The organism is Frigoribacterium sp. CG_9.8 (assembly GCF_015751965.1).
Classification (GTDB): domain Bacteria; phylum Actinomycetota; class Actinomycetes; order Actinomycetales; family Microbacteriaceae; genus Lacisediminihabitans.
In genome coordinates this window covers 308,149-323,496 of record NZ_JADOVH010000003.1, presented here as the reverse complement: position 1 = coordinate 323,496, position 15,348 = coordinate 308,149, and the positions used below count along the sequence as shown (strand labels likewise).

12 protein-coding genes are annotated in these 15,348 nt (G+C 64.1%); 6 read left to right on the top strand and 6 right to left on the bottom strand.

Translation table 11 applies throughout. The features are described 5' to 3' along the window. Nucleotides 1-2: 2 nt before the first annotated feature. Nucleotides 3-770 (top strand): SCO1664 family protein, encoded by a 768-nt coding sequence (locus tag IWX88_RS09210; protein WP_196829633.1) that lies wholly within the window; start codon nt 3-5, stop codon nt 768-770. A 75-nt stretch (nt 771-845) separates the two neighbouring features. Here the strand turns inward: IWX88_RS09210 and IWX88_RS09205 are convergent, their stop codons facing one another. The 4 genes from IWX88_RS09205 to IWX88_RS09190 all read right to left on the bottom strand — a co-directional run bounded on the left by IWX88_RS09205 (nt 846) and on the right by IWX88_RS09190 (nt 6,888). Next, nucleotides 846-2,891: a VWA domain-containing protein gene (locus IWX88_RS09205; RefSeq protein WP_196829514.1), complete on the bottom strand. Its 2,046-nt coding sequence runs from the start codon at nt 2,889-2,891 to the stop codon at nt 846-848. A 68-nt stretch (nt 2,892-2,959) separates the two neighbouring features. Next, nucleotides 2,960-4,345 (bottom strand): magnesium chelatase, encoded by a 1,386-nt coding sequence (locus IWX88_RS09200; RefSeq protein ID WP_196829512.1) that lies wholly within the window; start codon nt 4,343-4,345, stop codon nt 2,960-2,962. A 135-nt stretch (nt 4,346-4,480) separates the two neighbouring features. Continuing rightward, a complete protein-coding gene (locus IWX88_RS09195) occupies nt 4,481-5,122 on the bottom strand; it encodes a response regulator transcription factor (protein ID WP_196829510.1) in 642 nt (213 codons plus the stop codon). Next, on the bottom strand, nt 5,122-6,888 hold the full coding sequence (locus IWX88_RS09190) for a GAF domain-containing protein (protein ID WP_196829508.1): 1,767 nt from the start codon (nt 6,886-6,888) through the stop codon (nt 5,122-5,124). The genes IWX88_RS09195 and IWX88_RS09190 overlap by 1 nt, the downstream gene beginning before the upstream one ends. A 183-nt stretch (nt 6,889-7,071) precedes the next feature. Here IWX88_RS09190 and IWX88_RS09185 point away from each other — a divergent pair, with 183 nt between their 5' ends. Genes IWX88_RS09185 through cydC form a run of 5 tightly spaced genes read left to right on the top strand, consistent with a single transcriptional unit; the run spans nt 7,072 to nt 13,861 of the window. Then, nucleotides 7,072-8,013 carry a universal stress protein gene (locus IWX88_RS09185; protein WP_196829506.1) on the top strand — a complete coding sequence of 314 codons (942 nt, stop codon included), beginning with the start codon at nt 7,072-7,074 and terminating at the stop codon, nt 8,011-8,013. After that, nucleotides 8,010-9,419: a cytochrome ubiquinol oxidase subunit I gene (locus IWX88_RS09180; protein WP_196829504.1), complete on the top strand. Its 1,410-nt coding sequence runs from the start codon at nt 8,010-8,012 to the stop codon at nt 9,417-9,419. The genes IWX88_RS09185 and IWX88_RS09180 overlap by 4 nt, the downstream gene beginning before the upstream one ends. 9 nt (nt 9,420-9,428) lie before the next feature. Continuing rightward, a complete protein-coding gene (gene cydB, locus IWX88_RS09175) occupies nt 9,429-10,478 on the top strand; it encodes a cytochrome d ubiquinol oxidase subunit II (RefSeq protein WP_196829502.1) in 1,050 nt (349 codons plus the stop codon). 4 nt (nt 10,479-10,482) lie between these two features. Further along, a complete protein-coding gene (cydD, locus tag IWX88_RS09170) occupies nt 10,483-12,138 on the top strand; it encodes a thiol reductant ABC exporter subunit CydD (RefSeq protein WP_196829500.1) in 1,656 nt (551 codons plus the stop codon). After that, nucleotides 12,131-13,861, top strand: coding sequence for a thiol reductant ABC exporter subunit CydC (cydC, locus tag IWX88_RS09165; protein WP_196829498.1), 1,731 nt, complete (start codon nt 12,131-12,133; stop codon nt 13,859-13,861). The genes cydD and cydC overlap by 8 nt, the downstream gene beginning before the upstream one ends. 66 nt (nt 13,862-13,927) lie before the next feature. Here cydC and IWX88_RS09160 read toward each other — a convergent pair whose 3' ends face one another. After that, nucleotides 13,928-14,383: a universal stress protein gene (locus tag IWX88_RS09160; protein ID WP_196829496.1), complete on the bottom strand. Its 456-nt coding sequence runs from the start codon at nt 14,381-14,383 to the stop codon at nt 13,928-13,930. Between the two features lie 40 nt (nt 14,384-14,423). Continuing rightward, nucleotides 14,424-15,290: an ABC transporter permease gene (locus tag IWX88_RS09155; protein ID WP_231369055.1), complete on the bottom strand. Its 867-nt coding sequence runs from the start codon at nt 15,288-15,290 to the stop codon at nt 14,424-14,426. Between the last annotated feature and the right edge of the window lie 58 nt (nt 15,291-15,348).

Genomic DNA, 15,348 nt, shown 5'->3' with positions numbered 1-15,348 from the left:
CACTGCCCGCAGCCGACCTCCAGGACGGTGAACTCGAGCTGACCGGACGCATCGCAACCGCCTCGAACGGCACCTTTCTGGCTCAGCTCGACGGAGTCTCGGTCGTGTACAAGCCAGTTGCGGGTGAGCGTCCACTGTGGGACTTTCCCGATGGGGACCTGGCGAGTCGAGAGTTTGCGGCCTACCTGGTGTCGGAAACGCTCGGCTGGCATGTCGTTCCGCGCACCTGGCTGCGTGACGGCCCTCGGGGGGTGGGGATGGTTCAGCTCTGGCAGGACATCGATCCCGAACAGGATGCGGTGGATCTGGTTGCGTCAGACGCCGTTCCCGACACCGGCTGGCGTCGTGTCTTCGACGGCACGGATAACGGCAATCGCTCGGTTGCTCTCATTCACGAGGACTCCCCTGCGCTGCGACGGATGGCTGTGTTCGACATCGTTGTGAACAACGCCGATCGCAAGGGTGCGCATGTGCTCGCGATGGCGGATGGACGCCGTTACGGAGTGGATCACGGCCTCACCTTCCACGTCGAACATAAGCTCCGCACTGTGCTGTGGGGGTGGCGCGGGGAGGATCTCACCGTCGACGAACTGAACGGGGTCGAGTGTGTGCGTTCGAGTCTTGCCGGCGATTTGGGAGAAGCACTTACCGGGCTGATCACTGAACAGGAGATCGTGGCGGTGGCGGAACGCTGCGATCGACTGACCTCCGAAGGGAAGTTCCCCTCTCCCCATGGCAGGACGCCCCCAATGCCCTGGCCGCTATTCTGAGCGGATAGCTATTTTGAGCGCACCGCTGAGCTGAGTGCACCGCTGAGATGTGTGCAACCACCCGGTGAATCCGCCTCAGTAGCCCCAGCCGCGCCCGAACATGGTGTCGCCGCCGCCTGAGGCGCCCGAACCTCCTGTGCCCCGGCGGGAGCCAAGGTATGAACTCACCACTGCGGCTCCGAGGTCATCGAGTTCGGGCGCAACCACTGTGCCGTCGACGCGCTTGGCCATCGAATCGATGAAGCGTGCGAGACCGGGATCCTCTCCCAGGCGGAAGAACGTTGTCTGCGCACCGAGCCGCGCCGAGTTGTCGAGCTCGCGAACAGCCACAGCGACGGTCACCGGATGCGGTGGATACGAGAAGAAGACGTCGCCGCTTGCTTCAAGGTGCGAGGTCGGTTCCCCATCGGTGACGATGAGAAGCACCGGCTGGGCACTGGGATGCTTGCGGAAATGTCGGTTGGCCAGCAGGAGGGCGTGGTGCAGATTCGTGCCCTTGTCGTACTGTGCGTCGAGCCCGGTGAGCTGTTCGATATCCATCACTTCGGCATGGCGACCGAAAGCGATGAGTTGCAGGTCATCACCCCGGAATCGGCTCGTGATCAGTGAATGGAGTGCAAGAGCGGTGCGTTTCATCGGCACCCACCGGCCATCCATCGCCATCGAGAACGAGGTATCGACAAGCAGTGCGACACACGCCTGGGTGCGCGCCTCGGTCTCCTGCACCTCGACATCACCGATTTCCATGCGGACGCCCGCCCCGAGTGATCCGCCGTCTCCGGCTGTTCGGATCAGCGCGTTAGTGATCGTGCGGGGGATGTCCCAGGCCTCCGTGTCACCGAAGGCCCACTCGCGGGTGGCACCGGAGCGCTCCCCTGCCGCACCGGCCTGGCGGAGCTCACGGTTACCCTGACGGCCGGACATGCGGTTGGCGACATCCCGCAACAGCGCTTTGCCGAGTTGACGCATCGCTTTTGGAGTCAGCTTGAGTTGGCCGTCAGAGCCGCGCTTCATCGTGCCGGAATCGCGGAGTGCTTTCTCGAGCTGCTTGAGCACTTGAGCGTCGACCGCCGCTTCATCGCCGAGTTGGCGGGACAGCAGGTCGAGGTCGAGGTCGTCCATGCGTGAGCCGTTGTAGGACTGCGAGAGCTGGTCAGATAACGTGTCGAGCTCGGCGATGTCCTGAAAGACCCCCGTGCCGTCACCGAGACCGAGACCCTGCTCACCGTCCATCTGCTCAGAGCCTCCCCAGTTTTCACCGGGACGAAGCGCCCGCAGAGAGCCGTCGAGTTGGGACAGTGATTGCATCAGCTCCGGCGATCCGAACGCCTGCTGGCCGAGAGCATCGAGCTCATTGCGCTGCTCCGGTGTCATCGAATTGCGCATCCGCTGGGCAGCAGCGGCGCGTTCGGCAAGCGAGTCGAGCAGCTCGTCGATATTGCCGGGCTTGTCGGGAAAGAACTCGCTGTGCTTCTCCATGAATTCGTCGAACTGTTCCTGGGTATCTTTGCCACGCTGATGGTCATCGAGCAGCGCGTTAAGATCGTTCATCATCTCGGAGATGGCGGCGCGATCCTCATCCGTCGCGTTCTCCAAAGCCTCTTTCATGCCGGCGAACCGCTGGTCGAGCATCTCGCGCCCGAGCAGGTCCTTGATCTTCTCGAAGTACTCGCGCGCCTCGCTGCTCTTCCAGTCGTAGGAGTTCAATTCGGCTACAGCTGCTGCCGGAGAAGCGGGCAGAGCGTCGAGTTGCATCTCGGCGAGCATCCGATCGCTGTCATCGATTTCGGTATCGCGAGCGAGCTGTTTGCGCTCGGCAAGAACAGCTTTATCGAGCAGTTCTTTGATCTCCTGCAGGGTGCCGTCGAGGTTGTTCTTTCTGGTCAGATCGCGACGACGCTCGGCAACCCGGCGGGCGAGATCGTCGAGTCCCGCCTGGTCTCTGCCACCGCGGCGGAGAAATTCGCGCATGGCGCGCTCGGGTGAGGAACCAGCCATGACGTCCTCACCAATGGCGTCGAGGGCCTCCGAGAGGTCGACGGGTGCGGCAAGCGGATCTGGTCCGCCGTCATACCTGCCATACCGGGAACGCCGAATCAGTCGTCGATTCGTTCTAGCCATCGGTGTTTCCCCTCCCGTGGAGCTGAGTCGGGATGTCGCCAGGCACGGCGTTTTGAGTGCAGATCATCTCAGCCATAGATGACCTCGCCGCCGCCGCTTTCCTTGCTGATCTTGCGCATGAGATACAGCCCCTCGAGAGCGAGCTCGATGGCGCCAGCCCGCTGCCCGTCATTGGCTGCTCCGAGACGTTCGCAGATCTGGTCGTAAAGCTCTGACTCGCCGAGCGACGGCAGTCCAGTGAGGAAGTCGCCGGCGGTCACTTGCTCGCCGGTGGTGACCATTGCGCCACTCTCGATGGCTTCGATAAGCACGTCGAAGTCGAGGCCGTGGAAGTGCGCACGGACCGTCTCCGCCGTAGCGGTGCGCAGCAGGTGGTCGAGAATTTCGTCTTCGCGCCCCTCCTCGCCCGACTCGAACTCGATTTTGCCGCCGAGAACGTCGACGGCTGTTTCCAGGTCTACCGGCCTGGCCACTGCGTCCGCCTCACCCTGGCGGGTTGCTCGGTGGATTGCCGCTGCGGCGATCGTCTCCGCACCCGCGATGGCGAAGCGGGCGCTCACGCCGCTGCGCTGGTCCACCGCGTTCGATTCGCGCAGGGCACGGGTGAAGCGGGCGAGAATCTCGACCAGATAGTCCGGAACATCGGCTACGAGGTCAGACTCCTGGCGGATGATGGCGATCTCATCCACCAGCTCGGTCGGGTAATGCGTGCGGATCTCGGCGCCAAAGCGGTCCTTGAGCGGGGTAATGATTCGGCCGCGATTCGTGTAGTCCTCGGGGTTGGCGCTCGCAACCACGAGCACGTCGAGCGGGAGTCGCAGAACATAACCGCGGATCTGGATGTCCCGCTCCTCCATCACGTTGAGCATCGCCACCTGAATGCGTTCGGCGAGGTCGGGCAGCTCGTTGATCGCCACGATACCGCGGTGGCTGCGAGGGATGAGGCCGAAGTGAATCGTCTCCGGGTCGCCCAGGCTTCGGCCTTCGGCGACTTTCATCGGGTCGACATCCCCGATCAGGTCGGCTACCGAGGTGTCAGGCGTGGCGAGCTTCTCGGAATACCGTTCGTCCCGACCGCGCCAGGTGACGGGAAGGTCGTCACCGAGCTCCGCAGCCCGGCGAAGACTTGCAGTGGTGATTGGCTCGAATGGATGCTCCCCGAGCTCGGAGCCCTCAATGACCGGCGACCACTCGTCGAGCAGTCCGACCATGGTGCGCAACAGCCGTGTCTTGCCCTGCCCACGTTCTCCGAGGAGAACGATGTCGTGTCCGGCAATGAGGGCGCGCTCCAATTGCGGGATTACGGTGGATTCGAAGCCGTGCAGACCCGGCCACGGATTGCGGCCCTCGCGGAGAGCGGACAGCAGGTTGTCGCGTATTTCGACGCGGAGCGTCTTCTGAACATGGCCGGACGCCCGCAGTGCGCCGACAGTGGTCTGGGTTGAAGGTATCACCCTAAAATGCTACGCCCGGCCCCGTCCGTCTTGTCTGGGAAACAGGCGTGCGCTTGCGGCATTCCAACGAGGTCCGCGGCTGTAAAACTGCGGGATGAGCGCCCCGATACTGTTCGTCCGCTGGAGCTGACCGAATCAGCCGTCCGCTGCCGGATGCGAGCCGAGATGCAGGATCGCGGCCTGCGTGCGCCGGTGCAGGCCGAGCTTCGCCAACAGACCCGAAACATAGTTCTTGACCGTCTTCTCAGCGAGCGTCAGTTCTGTACCGATCTCGCGGTTGGTGAGCCCGGCGGCAATCAGGGTAAGAATCTGGGTTTCGCGTGCGGTGAGCGACCCGAGACGGGGGTCGGTGTCGTTGCGGGTGTGGATGCGCTCGATCACTTTGCGAGTGAGCACCGGATCGAGCAGGGAATGGCCAGCGGCAACTCTGCGGAGCGAGTCGACCAGGCCGCTGCCGCGGATATCCTTGAGCACATAGCCGGATGCCCCGGCAATGACCGCCGCGGACAGCGCGTCATCATCGTCGTAGGCGGTGAAAATGAGGCATTTGACCAGTGGATTCTGCGAGCGGACATCGCGACAGACGTCGATGCCGCTCCCATCGGGCAGGCGCACGTCGAGCAGCACCACATCGGGACGCGTCGCGGCAATGCGTGACCGTGCCTGCGCGGCGGTGCTTGCCTCACCGATCACCTCGATGTCGGGTTCGGCTCCGAGGAGTTCCGCGATCCCGCGCCGCACGATCTCGTGGTCATCGACCAAAAATACTCGGATCATCAGGCCACCGCTTCGTGGCCTGTGTTGCTGACCGGTGCTGTGTTGCTGACCGGTGCGCTGTTGTTGATCGGGCCGCTGTCGTTAATCGGTACGCTCCACTCGACGGTAGTGCCAGTGGGGCCGGTGGTGATGACAAAGGATCCGCCGCGCTCAGTCGCCCGCGCCTCGAGGTTGGCGAGACCGCTGCGCCGCGAGGTGTCGGTGATTCCGGCACCGTTATCGCAGATCATCAGGTGGACCATGCCGTCGATTATGTCGAGTGTCACGCCGGTCTGATCGGCCTGTGAGTGTTTGACCGCGTTGGTCAGGGCCTCACGCGTCACCGCAATAACATCATCCGCTAGCGCGCCGGTGACCACGAGATCGACCGGGCCGGTGAACCCGACGGTCGGGCTCTTTTGCAGCCCCGGAGCGAGGTCATGAACGAGATCGAGGATGCGGTGGCGCACAGAGTCAAGAGTGTCCTGGCGCGCCGACAGCGCGAAGATCACGGTGCGAATCTGGGTGACGGCGCTATCGAGGTTGCTCACCGAGCGCAGGATCCGTTCCCGTTCGACTGGAGATTCGATTGACCCAGCCACGCTCTGCAGCTCGAGACCGGTGCCGAACAGCTGCTGGATCACATGGTCGTGAAGATCGCGGGCAATACGTCCGCGATCCTCGAGCAGCAGCATCCGCTGTTCGGATGCTCGTGCCCGCGCTAGCTGCACCGCCAGGCTGGCCTGCCCGGCGAAGTCCGCTGCCATCTCGAGGTCGGAGGGGGTGAAGCGAAGACCTCCGGCCATGCGTGCGACAAGCAGCACGCCCTCGGCGCGACCCGCGGCGATCAGGGGCACGGCCATCATCGGACCGAGTGGATGTTCGATGGAGAACAGGTGCGCGTCCGGGCCGCCATCGCCCACGAGGCGAGGCTGCTTGCCCGCGAGAACGCTGGCCGCGAGAGTGCCTGCCGCGGGGAAGGTGCGCCCGAAAAGGTCGGCTTCCCCCTGCCCGCGCGCGACTTCGACGACGAGCGTTCCCGCATCCTGTCCGGGCAGAATCATGCAGACGAGATCGCTTTCAGCGAGCACGAGCACCCGGCTCACGAGCGTTGGCAGGGAGTCCGACTGGTTGGAGGAGAGCATCGCAGCAGTGATCTCGGCTGACGCCGCCGACCAGGCCTGCCTGCGACAGGTCTCGGCGAACAGCCGGGCGTTGTCGATCGCAAACCCGGCCGACGCGGCGAGAGACTCGACGAGTTGCTCGTCTTCGCGACTGAAGGCTCCGGACGATGAATTGCTCAGGTAGAGATTGCCGTAGACCTCGTCACGCACTCGGATCGGCACCCCGAGAAAGCTTTCCATCCCCGGATGCGCGGTGGGGAATCCGCTCGAGCGGGAGTCGTCCTGGAGGTGCGCGAGCCGGATGGGACGTGGGTCGTCAATGAGGGCGCCGAGCAGGCCGTGTCCCTCGGGGAGGTGGCCGATAATCGTCGCCTGTTCCGGGGGTATCCCCACGTGGATGAACTGCTCGAGCCCACCCCCCGGGGCGATGACCCCGAGCGCGCCATATTCGGAACCGACCAGCTCCACTGCAGCCTGCACGATCCGCTGCAGCACGACCGGCAACTCAAGATGCTCGACGACGGCGAGGTTGGCCCGAAGCAGCGCACGAAGGCGCCCCTGCGTCGCAAGCACATCCTGCGCGCGATCGACCAGATCGCCCAGGGCCCGGTCGAGTTCGGCCCGTGGTTCGTCAGGAAAAGTGAGCATTTCGTCGTTCGACACCACACGACTCCTCCGCCAGCGCTGAGCCAGTACCCCGAGTCCGAAAAGTGATTCGGCACGTGCACCGACGATTCTCAGCGTAGCGCGTCGCCGGGTGAGGAGCCCCGCGTTGGCGGGACTTTAGACCCGTTGGGTAGGTGAGTGCCGCTCCATGCTGGTGGTGATAGAAAACGGGGAACTCTGATGGGTGGAACGATCCTGGTCGGTGTAGACGGGACTTCGGCGTGCCGAGCGGCGATCAGTTGGGCGGTGCTGCGTGCGGCATCCCTGCACTCCCGCATCGTGCTCGTCCATGTGATCGACGACGAGTGGGGCATGGTCGGTCAGCAATCGCTCGCTGAACTTCATCCCGTGGCCTACGCGCTTCTCGAGAAGGATTCGATCGTCGCCCGCTCGATCGATCCCACTGTGTCCGTTGAGACCAGGGTGTTGTTTGGCGATCCGATGGTCGAACTGGGGGTTGCCTCTCGAGAGGTGGATCTCGTGGTGGTCGGCACGAACAAGACCGGTTTTCTGCACGGCCAGGCCTTCGGCTCCCGCGGTCTCCAGCTCGCTGCCACGGCATGGTGCCCGGTGGCCGTGATCCCCGAGGGATCGACCACCGAGCGACACGGAATCGTCGCCGGTATCGATGACTCCGAAGCCGGTCGAGCCGCCGTGCGTTTCGCAGCGACCGAGGCACACCGCGGGCAGTCAGAACTCATCCTGCTTCGCGCCTGGAGTTCACATGCCGACGGGGACGGAGAGGATGCTGCCGCCGCCGATGCGCGCGCACGGCGTGCCGCGGAAACACTCGGGTCCCAGTCCGTCCACCTTGCCCGCAGCGCGGGCGACGACCTTCTCGTGCGCACCCGTACTCTGCGGCGTCCGGCGGCTGAGGCGCTCGTCGACGCCGGGATGTCAGCCGAGCTGCTCGTCATCGGCAGTTCGCGTCGACACGGTGCGGCACAGTCCGCTCTCGGCCCGGTCAGCCATGACGTGTTGCTCAATATCGCCGGACCCACTCTCGTCGTGCACGGAGCCAGCGTTGCCGACGCCACCGTTGCCGACGCCACCGATGCCGACGCCACCGTTGCCGACGCCACCCTCGCAGCCCTCAAACACCCGATCCGGAGATCAGAGTGAACGACATCCTCAGCCCTCTCGTTTTATCCCAGTGGCAGTTCGGACTGACCACGATTTACCACTTCCTGTTCATCCCCATCACGATCGGCATGGCCACCACCACGGCGGTGTTCCAGACGGCGTGGTACCGCACGGCGAAGGTCAAGTATCTGCAGCTCACCCAGTTCTTCGGGAAGATCTTCTTGATCAACTTTGCAATGGGGGTGGTGACCGGCATCGTGCAGGAGTTCCAGTTCGGTATGAACTGGTCGACGTACTCGCGATTCGTCGGCGACGTGTTCGGCGCTCCACTGGCCATGGAGGGCTTGCTCGCCTTCTTCCTCGAAGCCACGTTCATCGGCCTGTGGATCTTCGGATGGGACAAACTGCCCAAGGGCGTGCATCTCGCCACCATCTGGGTCACGGCAGCGGGCACCATCCTGTCGGCCTACTTCATCCTTGCCGCGAACGCGTTCATGCAAAACCCGGTCGGCTTCCGCATCAACGAGGCTCGCGGTCGGGCTGAGCTCACCGACATCTGGGCGGTGCTCACCAATAAAGTGTCGCTCGCGTCGTTCCCTCATACGATCACCGCGTCGTTCATGGTCTCCGCAGCACTCGTGATCTGCATCGCCGCCTGGCACCTCGCCCGCCAGCAGAATCTCGACACCATGCGACCGGCGATCATCTTCGCGATGTGGACGATGATCGGCGCGGGCATCCTGACCGTGCTCACGGGTGACCAGCTCGGCCTGGTGATGGTGCAGACGCAGCCGATGAAAATGGCGGCAGCGGAAGCCGCCTACAACACTGTCAGTGGATCAGATGCGTCGTTCTCGATCTTCACTCTCGGCACACCGGACGGGGTGAACGAGCTGTTCTCGATCCGCATCCCCTACCTGTTGTCGTTCCTCTCGACCCACACACTGACCGGCACCGTCGAGGGCATCAACGACCTGCAGGCCCAGTACCGCACCCTGTACGGCCCGGGCAACTATGCGCCGGTCGTCTGGGCCACCTACTGGTCGTTCCGTTGGATGATCGGACTCGGTATGCTCTCGGTGCTGCTCTCCGCGGTCGGCCTCTGGCTGATGCGCAAGGGCCGCCTGCCGAAGAACGCGTGGGTCTGGCGCATCGCGGTCTGGGCATTCCCGCTGCCTCTCGCCGCCATGATCGTCGGCTGGATCTTCACCGAAATGGGCCGCCAACCCTGGATCGTCTTCAGCCTGCTGAAGACCAGCGACGGCGTCTCGCCCAACCTCACCGGTCTCGACGTGCTGATCTCGATCGTCGCCTTCACCCTGATCTACGGAATCCTTGCGGTGGTCGAATTCCGACTCCTCAAACGAGCCGCCCAGAAGGGACCGGAGGGTGCGCCTCTGAGCGACGCGTCCGAGGCCCCCACCGCAACCGTGACCGTCTACTAGGAGCAAAAAATGGATCTCAATATTTTATGGTTCTGGATCGTCGGCTTCTTCTTCATCGGCTACTTCGTGCTCGATGGCTTCGATTTTGGGGTCGGGATGGCGCTGCCATTTCTCGGGAGGGATGACATCGATCGCCGCGTCATGATCAACACGATCGGTCCGGTCTGGGACATGAACGAGACCTGGCTGATCGTGGCCGGAGCCTCGCTGTTCGCCGCTTTTCCGGAGTGGTACGCCACCCTGTTCAGCGGGTTCTACCTTGCATTGCTGCTCATCTTGCTCGCTCTGATCGCTCGTGGTGTTTCGTTCGAGTACCGCCATCACCGTCCTGAGTCGCGCTGGAAGAAATGGTTTGACGGCATGATCGTCGTCGGATCGGTCGTGCCAGCACTGCTCTGGGGTGTCGCCTTCGCAAATATCGTGCAGGGGGTCGCGCTCGACTCCGGCCACAACTACACGGGCACGCTGTTCGACCTGCTGAACCCCTACGCTCTGCTCGGCGGTCTCACGACGCTCCTGCTGTTCTTCACCCACGGGGTGGTGTTCATCTCCCTGAAAACGGATGGAGACCTGCGCCTGCGCGCCCGGAAGCTCGCCGTGCGCTCTGGTGCACTCACGATCATCGTCGCGGCGGTCTTCCTGCTCTGGACCAACCTCGCCAACGGCCAGGTCGCATCGTGGCCGTTGGCAATCCTGGCGGCCGTGCTCCTGATCGCGTCGTTCTTCGCTAACCTGCGCGGTCGTGAGCGGTATGCGTTTTCCCTGATGGCCGGCACAATCGCCGTTGCCGTCGCGAGTCTCTTCGCCGCGCTCTTTCCCGATGTGATGCCCGCGAGCAATGATGTGGCGAACAGCCTCACCATCGCGAATGCGTCGAGCACGCCGTACACGCTCTCGGTGATGAGTTGGGTCGCTGTCGCGGTGCTGCCATTCGTGCTCGCCTACCAGGCCTATACCTACTGGGTGTTCCGCAAACGCATCACCCGCGCCTCGATGCCCGAAGACACGCAGCCGCGCAGCGACTCCCCCTCGGCGTCGGCACCCGTGCTCGGCGGCTGAACCGATGCGTCCACTTGATCCACGGCTGCTGCGCTATGCGGCGGCCGCCCGCACCTTCTTCTGCGTTGGCGTTGTGCTGGGGATCGTGCGCACGGCGGCGACTCTCGCGTTCTGCTGGCTACTGTCGCAGGCCATCGTCGGCGCAATCGCCGGGCAGTCGCTCTTCGAGTTGTTTCCGGGCATCCTCCTGCTCGCTGGCACTGGCATCCTGCGCGCCGGCACACTCCTGGCGATGGATGTCGCGTCGGCCCGGGGAGCCGCCACGGTGAAGAGCCAACTGCGCGGAAAACTCATGATCGGGCTCGCCCGGCTCGGCCCCGGTTGGCTGAGCACACGCAACCGGGTGGATGTCGTCACAACGGCCGGACCGGGCCTTGATGCCCTCGACGGCTATTTCTCCCTTTTTCTCCCCCAGCTCATTCTCACCGCAATCGCGACGCCGCTGGTGATCACCGCGATCTTCCTGCAGGACGTGATGAGCGGCATCCTCGTGGTCATTGCGCTGCCGCTGATACCGGTCTTCATGATTCTCATCGGACTCGCCACCCAGTCAGTACAGCGACGACAGTGGGTGGTGCTCGCCCAACTGTCTCGCAGTTTCCTCGATGTGGTCAGCGGGCTCGCCACCCTCAAGATCTTCGGGCGCCAACACCGGCAGGCCACGCGGATCGCCGCACTGACCGAGGACTACCGTGTCGAGACGATGAAGGTACTCCGTCTGTCGTTTGTGAGTGGCTTCGCCCTCGAGCTGATTGGCAGCCTCTCGGTGGCGCTGGTGGCGGTATCCGTCGGCCTGCGGCTGATCGACGGCAGCCTTGGCCTGGCTGTCGGCCTCTTCGTTCTGCTGCTCACACCCGAGGCGTTTCTGCCGCTTCGTCAGGTCGGCACCAACTATCACGCGGCCGCAGACGGGATTGCTGCCGCCGAGGACGTCTTCGAGATCCTCGATGCGGCGCACTGCGTGGCACCCGAACCCCCGAGGACGGTTGGCACAGCGCGTACGCTCCAGGCGCGCGACCTGCGCTTCGCGCGAGTGAGCGTTCACTATGACGCCAGAGTTGCCGTCGATCGGTTCTCTGCGGTCATCCGTGCCGGGCGGATCACGGTGATCGCTGGCCCAAGCGGATCGGGCAAATCCTCCCTGGTTGCCGCTCTTCTCGGTTTTGTGCCATTCGACGGTCAGATCGAAGTCGCCGGTGCCATCGGTTCGGATCGGAGCTGCGGCACCCTCGATCGGCGGGCGCTTACGGCCTGGGCCGGCCAGAGCAGTGCACTGCTCGAGGGGACGATCGCCGAGAATGTCGCTCTCGGAGACGGAGAGCCGGATGCGGCGCTGGTGCGCGGCGCGCTGGCGCTCGCCGCCCTCCCCCAGCTCGATCCGCAGTCCAGAGTGACCGTCACCGGCAGCGGACTCTCCGGCGGGCAGGCTGAACGCGTCTCAGTGGCCAGGGCGATCTATCGCGGTCTGACCAGGTACTGCCCGGTACTCGTATTCGATGAGCCGAGCGCCGCCCTCGATTGTCACGCCGAGGCAGAGTTATTGCGAGGAATGCGCACTCTTGCCGACGCTGGTTACACCGTGCTCATCGTCAGCCATCGCCCCGCGGTCATTGCCGCCGCTGACGATCTCATCGAACTGGGAGTCGCCGTCCATGTCTGATTCTCGGCTGCGTGGTGATTCCCCGACGGTGGCTGTGCTGCGGCTCGCCCAGCCTGCGGTTCGCCAATTTGTGCCCGGGGTATTTTTTGGCCTGGTCTCCGCCCTCAGTTCGGTCGGACTACTCGCTACCTCGGCCTGGCTCATCACGCGGGCAGCCGAGCAACCGCCCATTCTCTTTCTCGGTGCGGCCATCGTGGGGGTGCGCGCATTCGCTTTGCTGCGGGCCGCATCGCGCTATGTGGAGCGCCTCTGCAGTCATGATGCGGCGTTCCGGCAACTCTCTGCGGTACGAGTCGGTATTTACCGTCGACTCGTGCCACTGGCCCCCGACGGTCTTCGGGGTGAGGCGTCAGGCACCGGGCGCGGTGACCTGCTGACCCGGCTGGTGAATGATGTGGATGAGTTGCAGAATCTTCCTCTTCGCGTGATTCAACCGCTGGTGGTGACGCTGCTGACCGCCATCCTCAGTGTGATCGGGGTAGCTATCGTGCTTCCCTCCGCCGGTGTCACTCTCGCTGGCGCGCTCATTCTCGCTTTCGGTGCAGCCACTCTCGTTCAGACCGTTATCGCCGCACGCGCAGAGCGATCGATCGCTCCCTTGCGCGGCGAGCTCTCCGACCGGCTGCTCGATTACGTGTCGAACCTCGATCTGTTCGTGGCCTACGACGCCAGTTCTCAGCGGGCTGACGCGGTCACGCACGCCGACCAGCGCGTGCGCCTCGCGACGCTCGCGAAGGCCGGGGGCGTTGGGGCGTCATCCGCGATTCTTTCCGCGCTGGCGACACTGGCCTGCGTCGCCGCACTGTTGGTGGGCATTCCGGCGCTCGAACACGGGCTGGAGGGCCCCGCGCTTGCGGTGATCGCGCTGATTCCGCTTGTTGTATTCGAGGTTGTTGCGAGCGCCCCCGTGGCACTCGGGGCGTTCCGGCAGGTGCGTGCCAGTGCGCGCCGAGTGGCGAAAGCAACGCCGGCGAGCCTACCGGTGGAAATCCCCGTCGAAACTCCAGAAGCATCGTCAGCATCGTCGGCACGTCCACTGGTGGCAGCACAGGCTGCTCACGCAGCAGCGTCGCCGATGCTGCAGCTCAGGGCACTCGGTGCACGCTGGCCGGGTGAATCTGACCCGGCGTTCAGCGGACTCGACCTCAGTATCCAGCGTGGCGAACGTGTTGTCGTCGAAGGCGCATCGGGATCGGGTAAGACCACCCTCGCCCATGTGCTCGTGCGATTTCTCGACTACAGCGGCAGCTACCGCATCGGCGGAGTCGAAGCGCGAGAGCTTTCGGCCGATGCCGTTCGCAGCATCGTGGGACTCTGCGAGCAGACGCCGTATCTCTTCGACGAGGACATCCGCCAAAATCTTCTATTCGCCCATGATTCGGCCACCGATAAGGAGCTGGTCACGGTGCTCCACCGGGTCGGCCTAGCCGAATGGATGCGCGAACGCGGCGGGCTATCCGCTCGCGTCGGCGACGATGGTGCGCTGGTTTCCGGCGGTCAGGCTCAGCGGCTCGCTCTCGCTCGCGCCCTGCTCGCCGACTTTCCGGTGATCGTGTTTGACGAGCCGACTGCCAACGTGGATCCTGAGCGTGCCTCCGGGCTGATGCGTGACATCCTGTCCGCCGCAACCGACCTACGCGGCGAGGATTCGCGCACCGTCATTGTGATCTCGCACCTTCCGGTGCCTGACGATCTGGTCACTCAACGCGTGCGGCTGGGTTAGGCACGCGTGCGCGGCCGCACATGCGTTCGTTCAGCAGGCCACAAGCATTCAGTGGACCACAAGCATTCAGTGGACCACGAGCACCGGGCAGTGCGCCTTCTCCGCGCAGGCTGAACTCACCGATCCGAGCAGAAGGCCCATCACCCCTCCGTGGCCTCGGCTGCCGAGCACGATCATCTCCGCCCCCTCGCTCGCGTCGATAAGTCGCTGTGCTGGGCTTCCCTCGACTGAGCCGGTCGTCACCCAGTGCGGCAGCGAGTCTCCGAACTGTCGGTGACTCGCATCATCCAAAATTTCTCTGGCGTCGTTCTCTGGTGACCAATCGGTGCCGCCGATGCCGTTGTAGTCGGCGAAGAACTTCCAGGTGGTGAGGATTCGCAGTTCGGTGTTCAGCGCGTCGGCGAGAGTGGCCGCCTTGGCGAGGGCGCGGAGGGATGCCTTGGATCCGTCCACCCCCACGATGATGTGCCCGACCCGGCGCGGTGATTGCGGGGGTGCTGCGGAGTCACTCAGTGGTTGCATAATTCCAGTTGACGCCGTGCGGTTGTCAGAGACAAGGGACCTAAGACCCGATTTGACCGGGTGTTTGAGGTCGACCAGGAGCGTGCGGTCGATCAGGAGCGTGCGGTCGACCAGGAGCGTGAGGTCGACCAGAAGCGCGCGATAGCGAGGGAGTGCGGCGTTCGCCGAGCGCGCGCTCCTCGAGCGGCAGCACTTCGGGTGCGCCGAAGACCGCGGTAAAAGTTGCGGCCGAGAGCGCTCCTGCCGCGAGCACCGCAGCGAGCACGACGATCTGGAACTGGGCAGCTTGAATCGGTGATGCTCCGGCGAACACCGCACCGACAAAGGCACCGGGAAGGGTGACGATTCCGGTGGTTCGAGTCTGGTCGGTCGATGGAATGAGAGCGAGTGACGCCGCCGAGCGCACCGCTCGAAGCGCTGACCGACGCGGTGTCGCGCCGACCGAGAGCCAGGCTTCAATTTCGTCACGTTGGGAGAGGTAGAGCGATCCGAGTGAGCGACCCATCAGTGTGCACACCGTCATCGTGTTGCCGATCACGATGCCGCCGAGCGCGAGCAGGTATCGCGGACTGCCCGCGATGGCACCGGTGGCGAATACCACCGCAAGAGGAACAGCGGATGCTGCAACCACGGTCGCGACGATAGGCAGCAGATAGTGCGGTGCAACCCCCAACCGTCGGTACACAACCCAGGTTGCCGCCATCACCATCACGGCGAGGAATGCCGCTACTAGCCAGATATTACTGATCACTCCGCCGAGGATCACGCTCAGGATGCCCAACTGCACTGCCGCACGCAGAACCGCCAAGGGCTGCAGCCAGGGATGCTCGAGCCGCAGAGCGATCACCACGATGAGAGTGATGGCGGCGAGCAGCGCCACTGCGATGATCGTGACGAATGGCGTCATTCCCGCCTCCATCCCAACCTTCATCCTGCGCGCGCACACAATCGGCGACCTGCTCTCG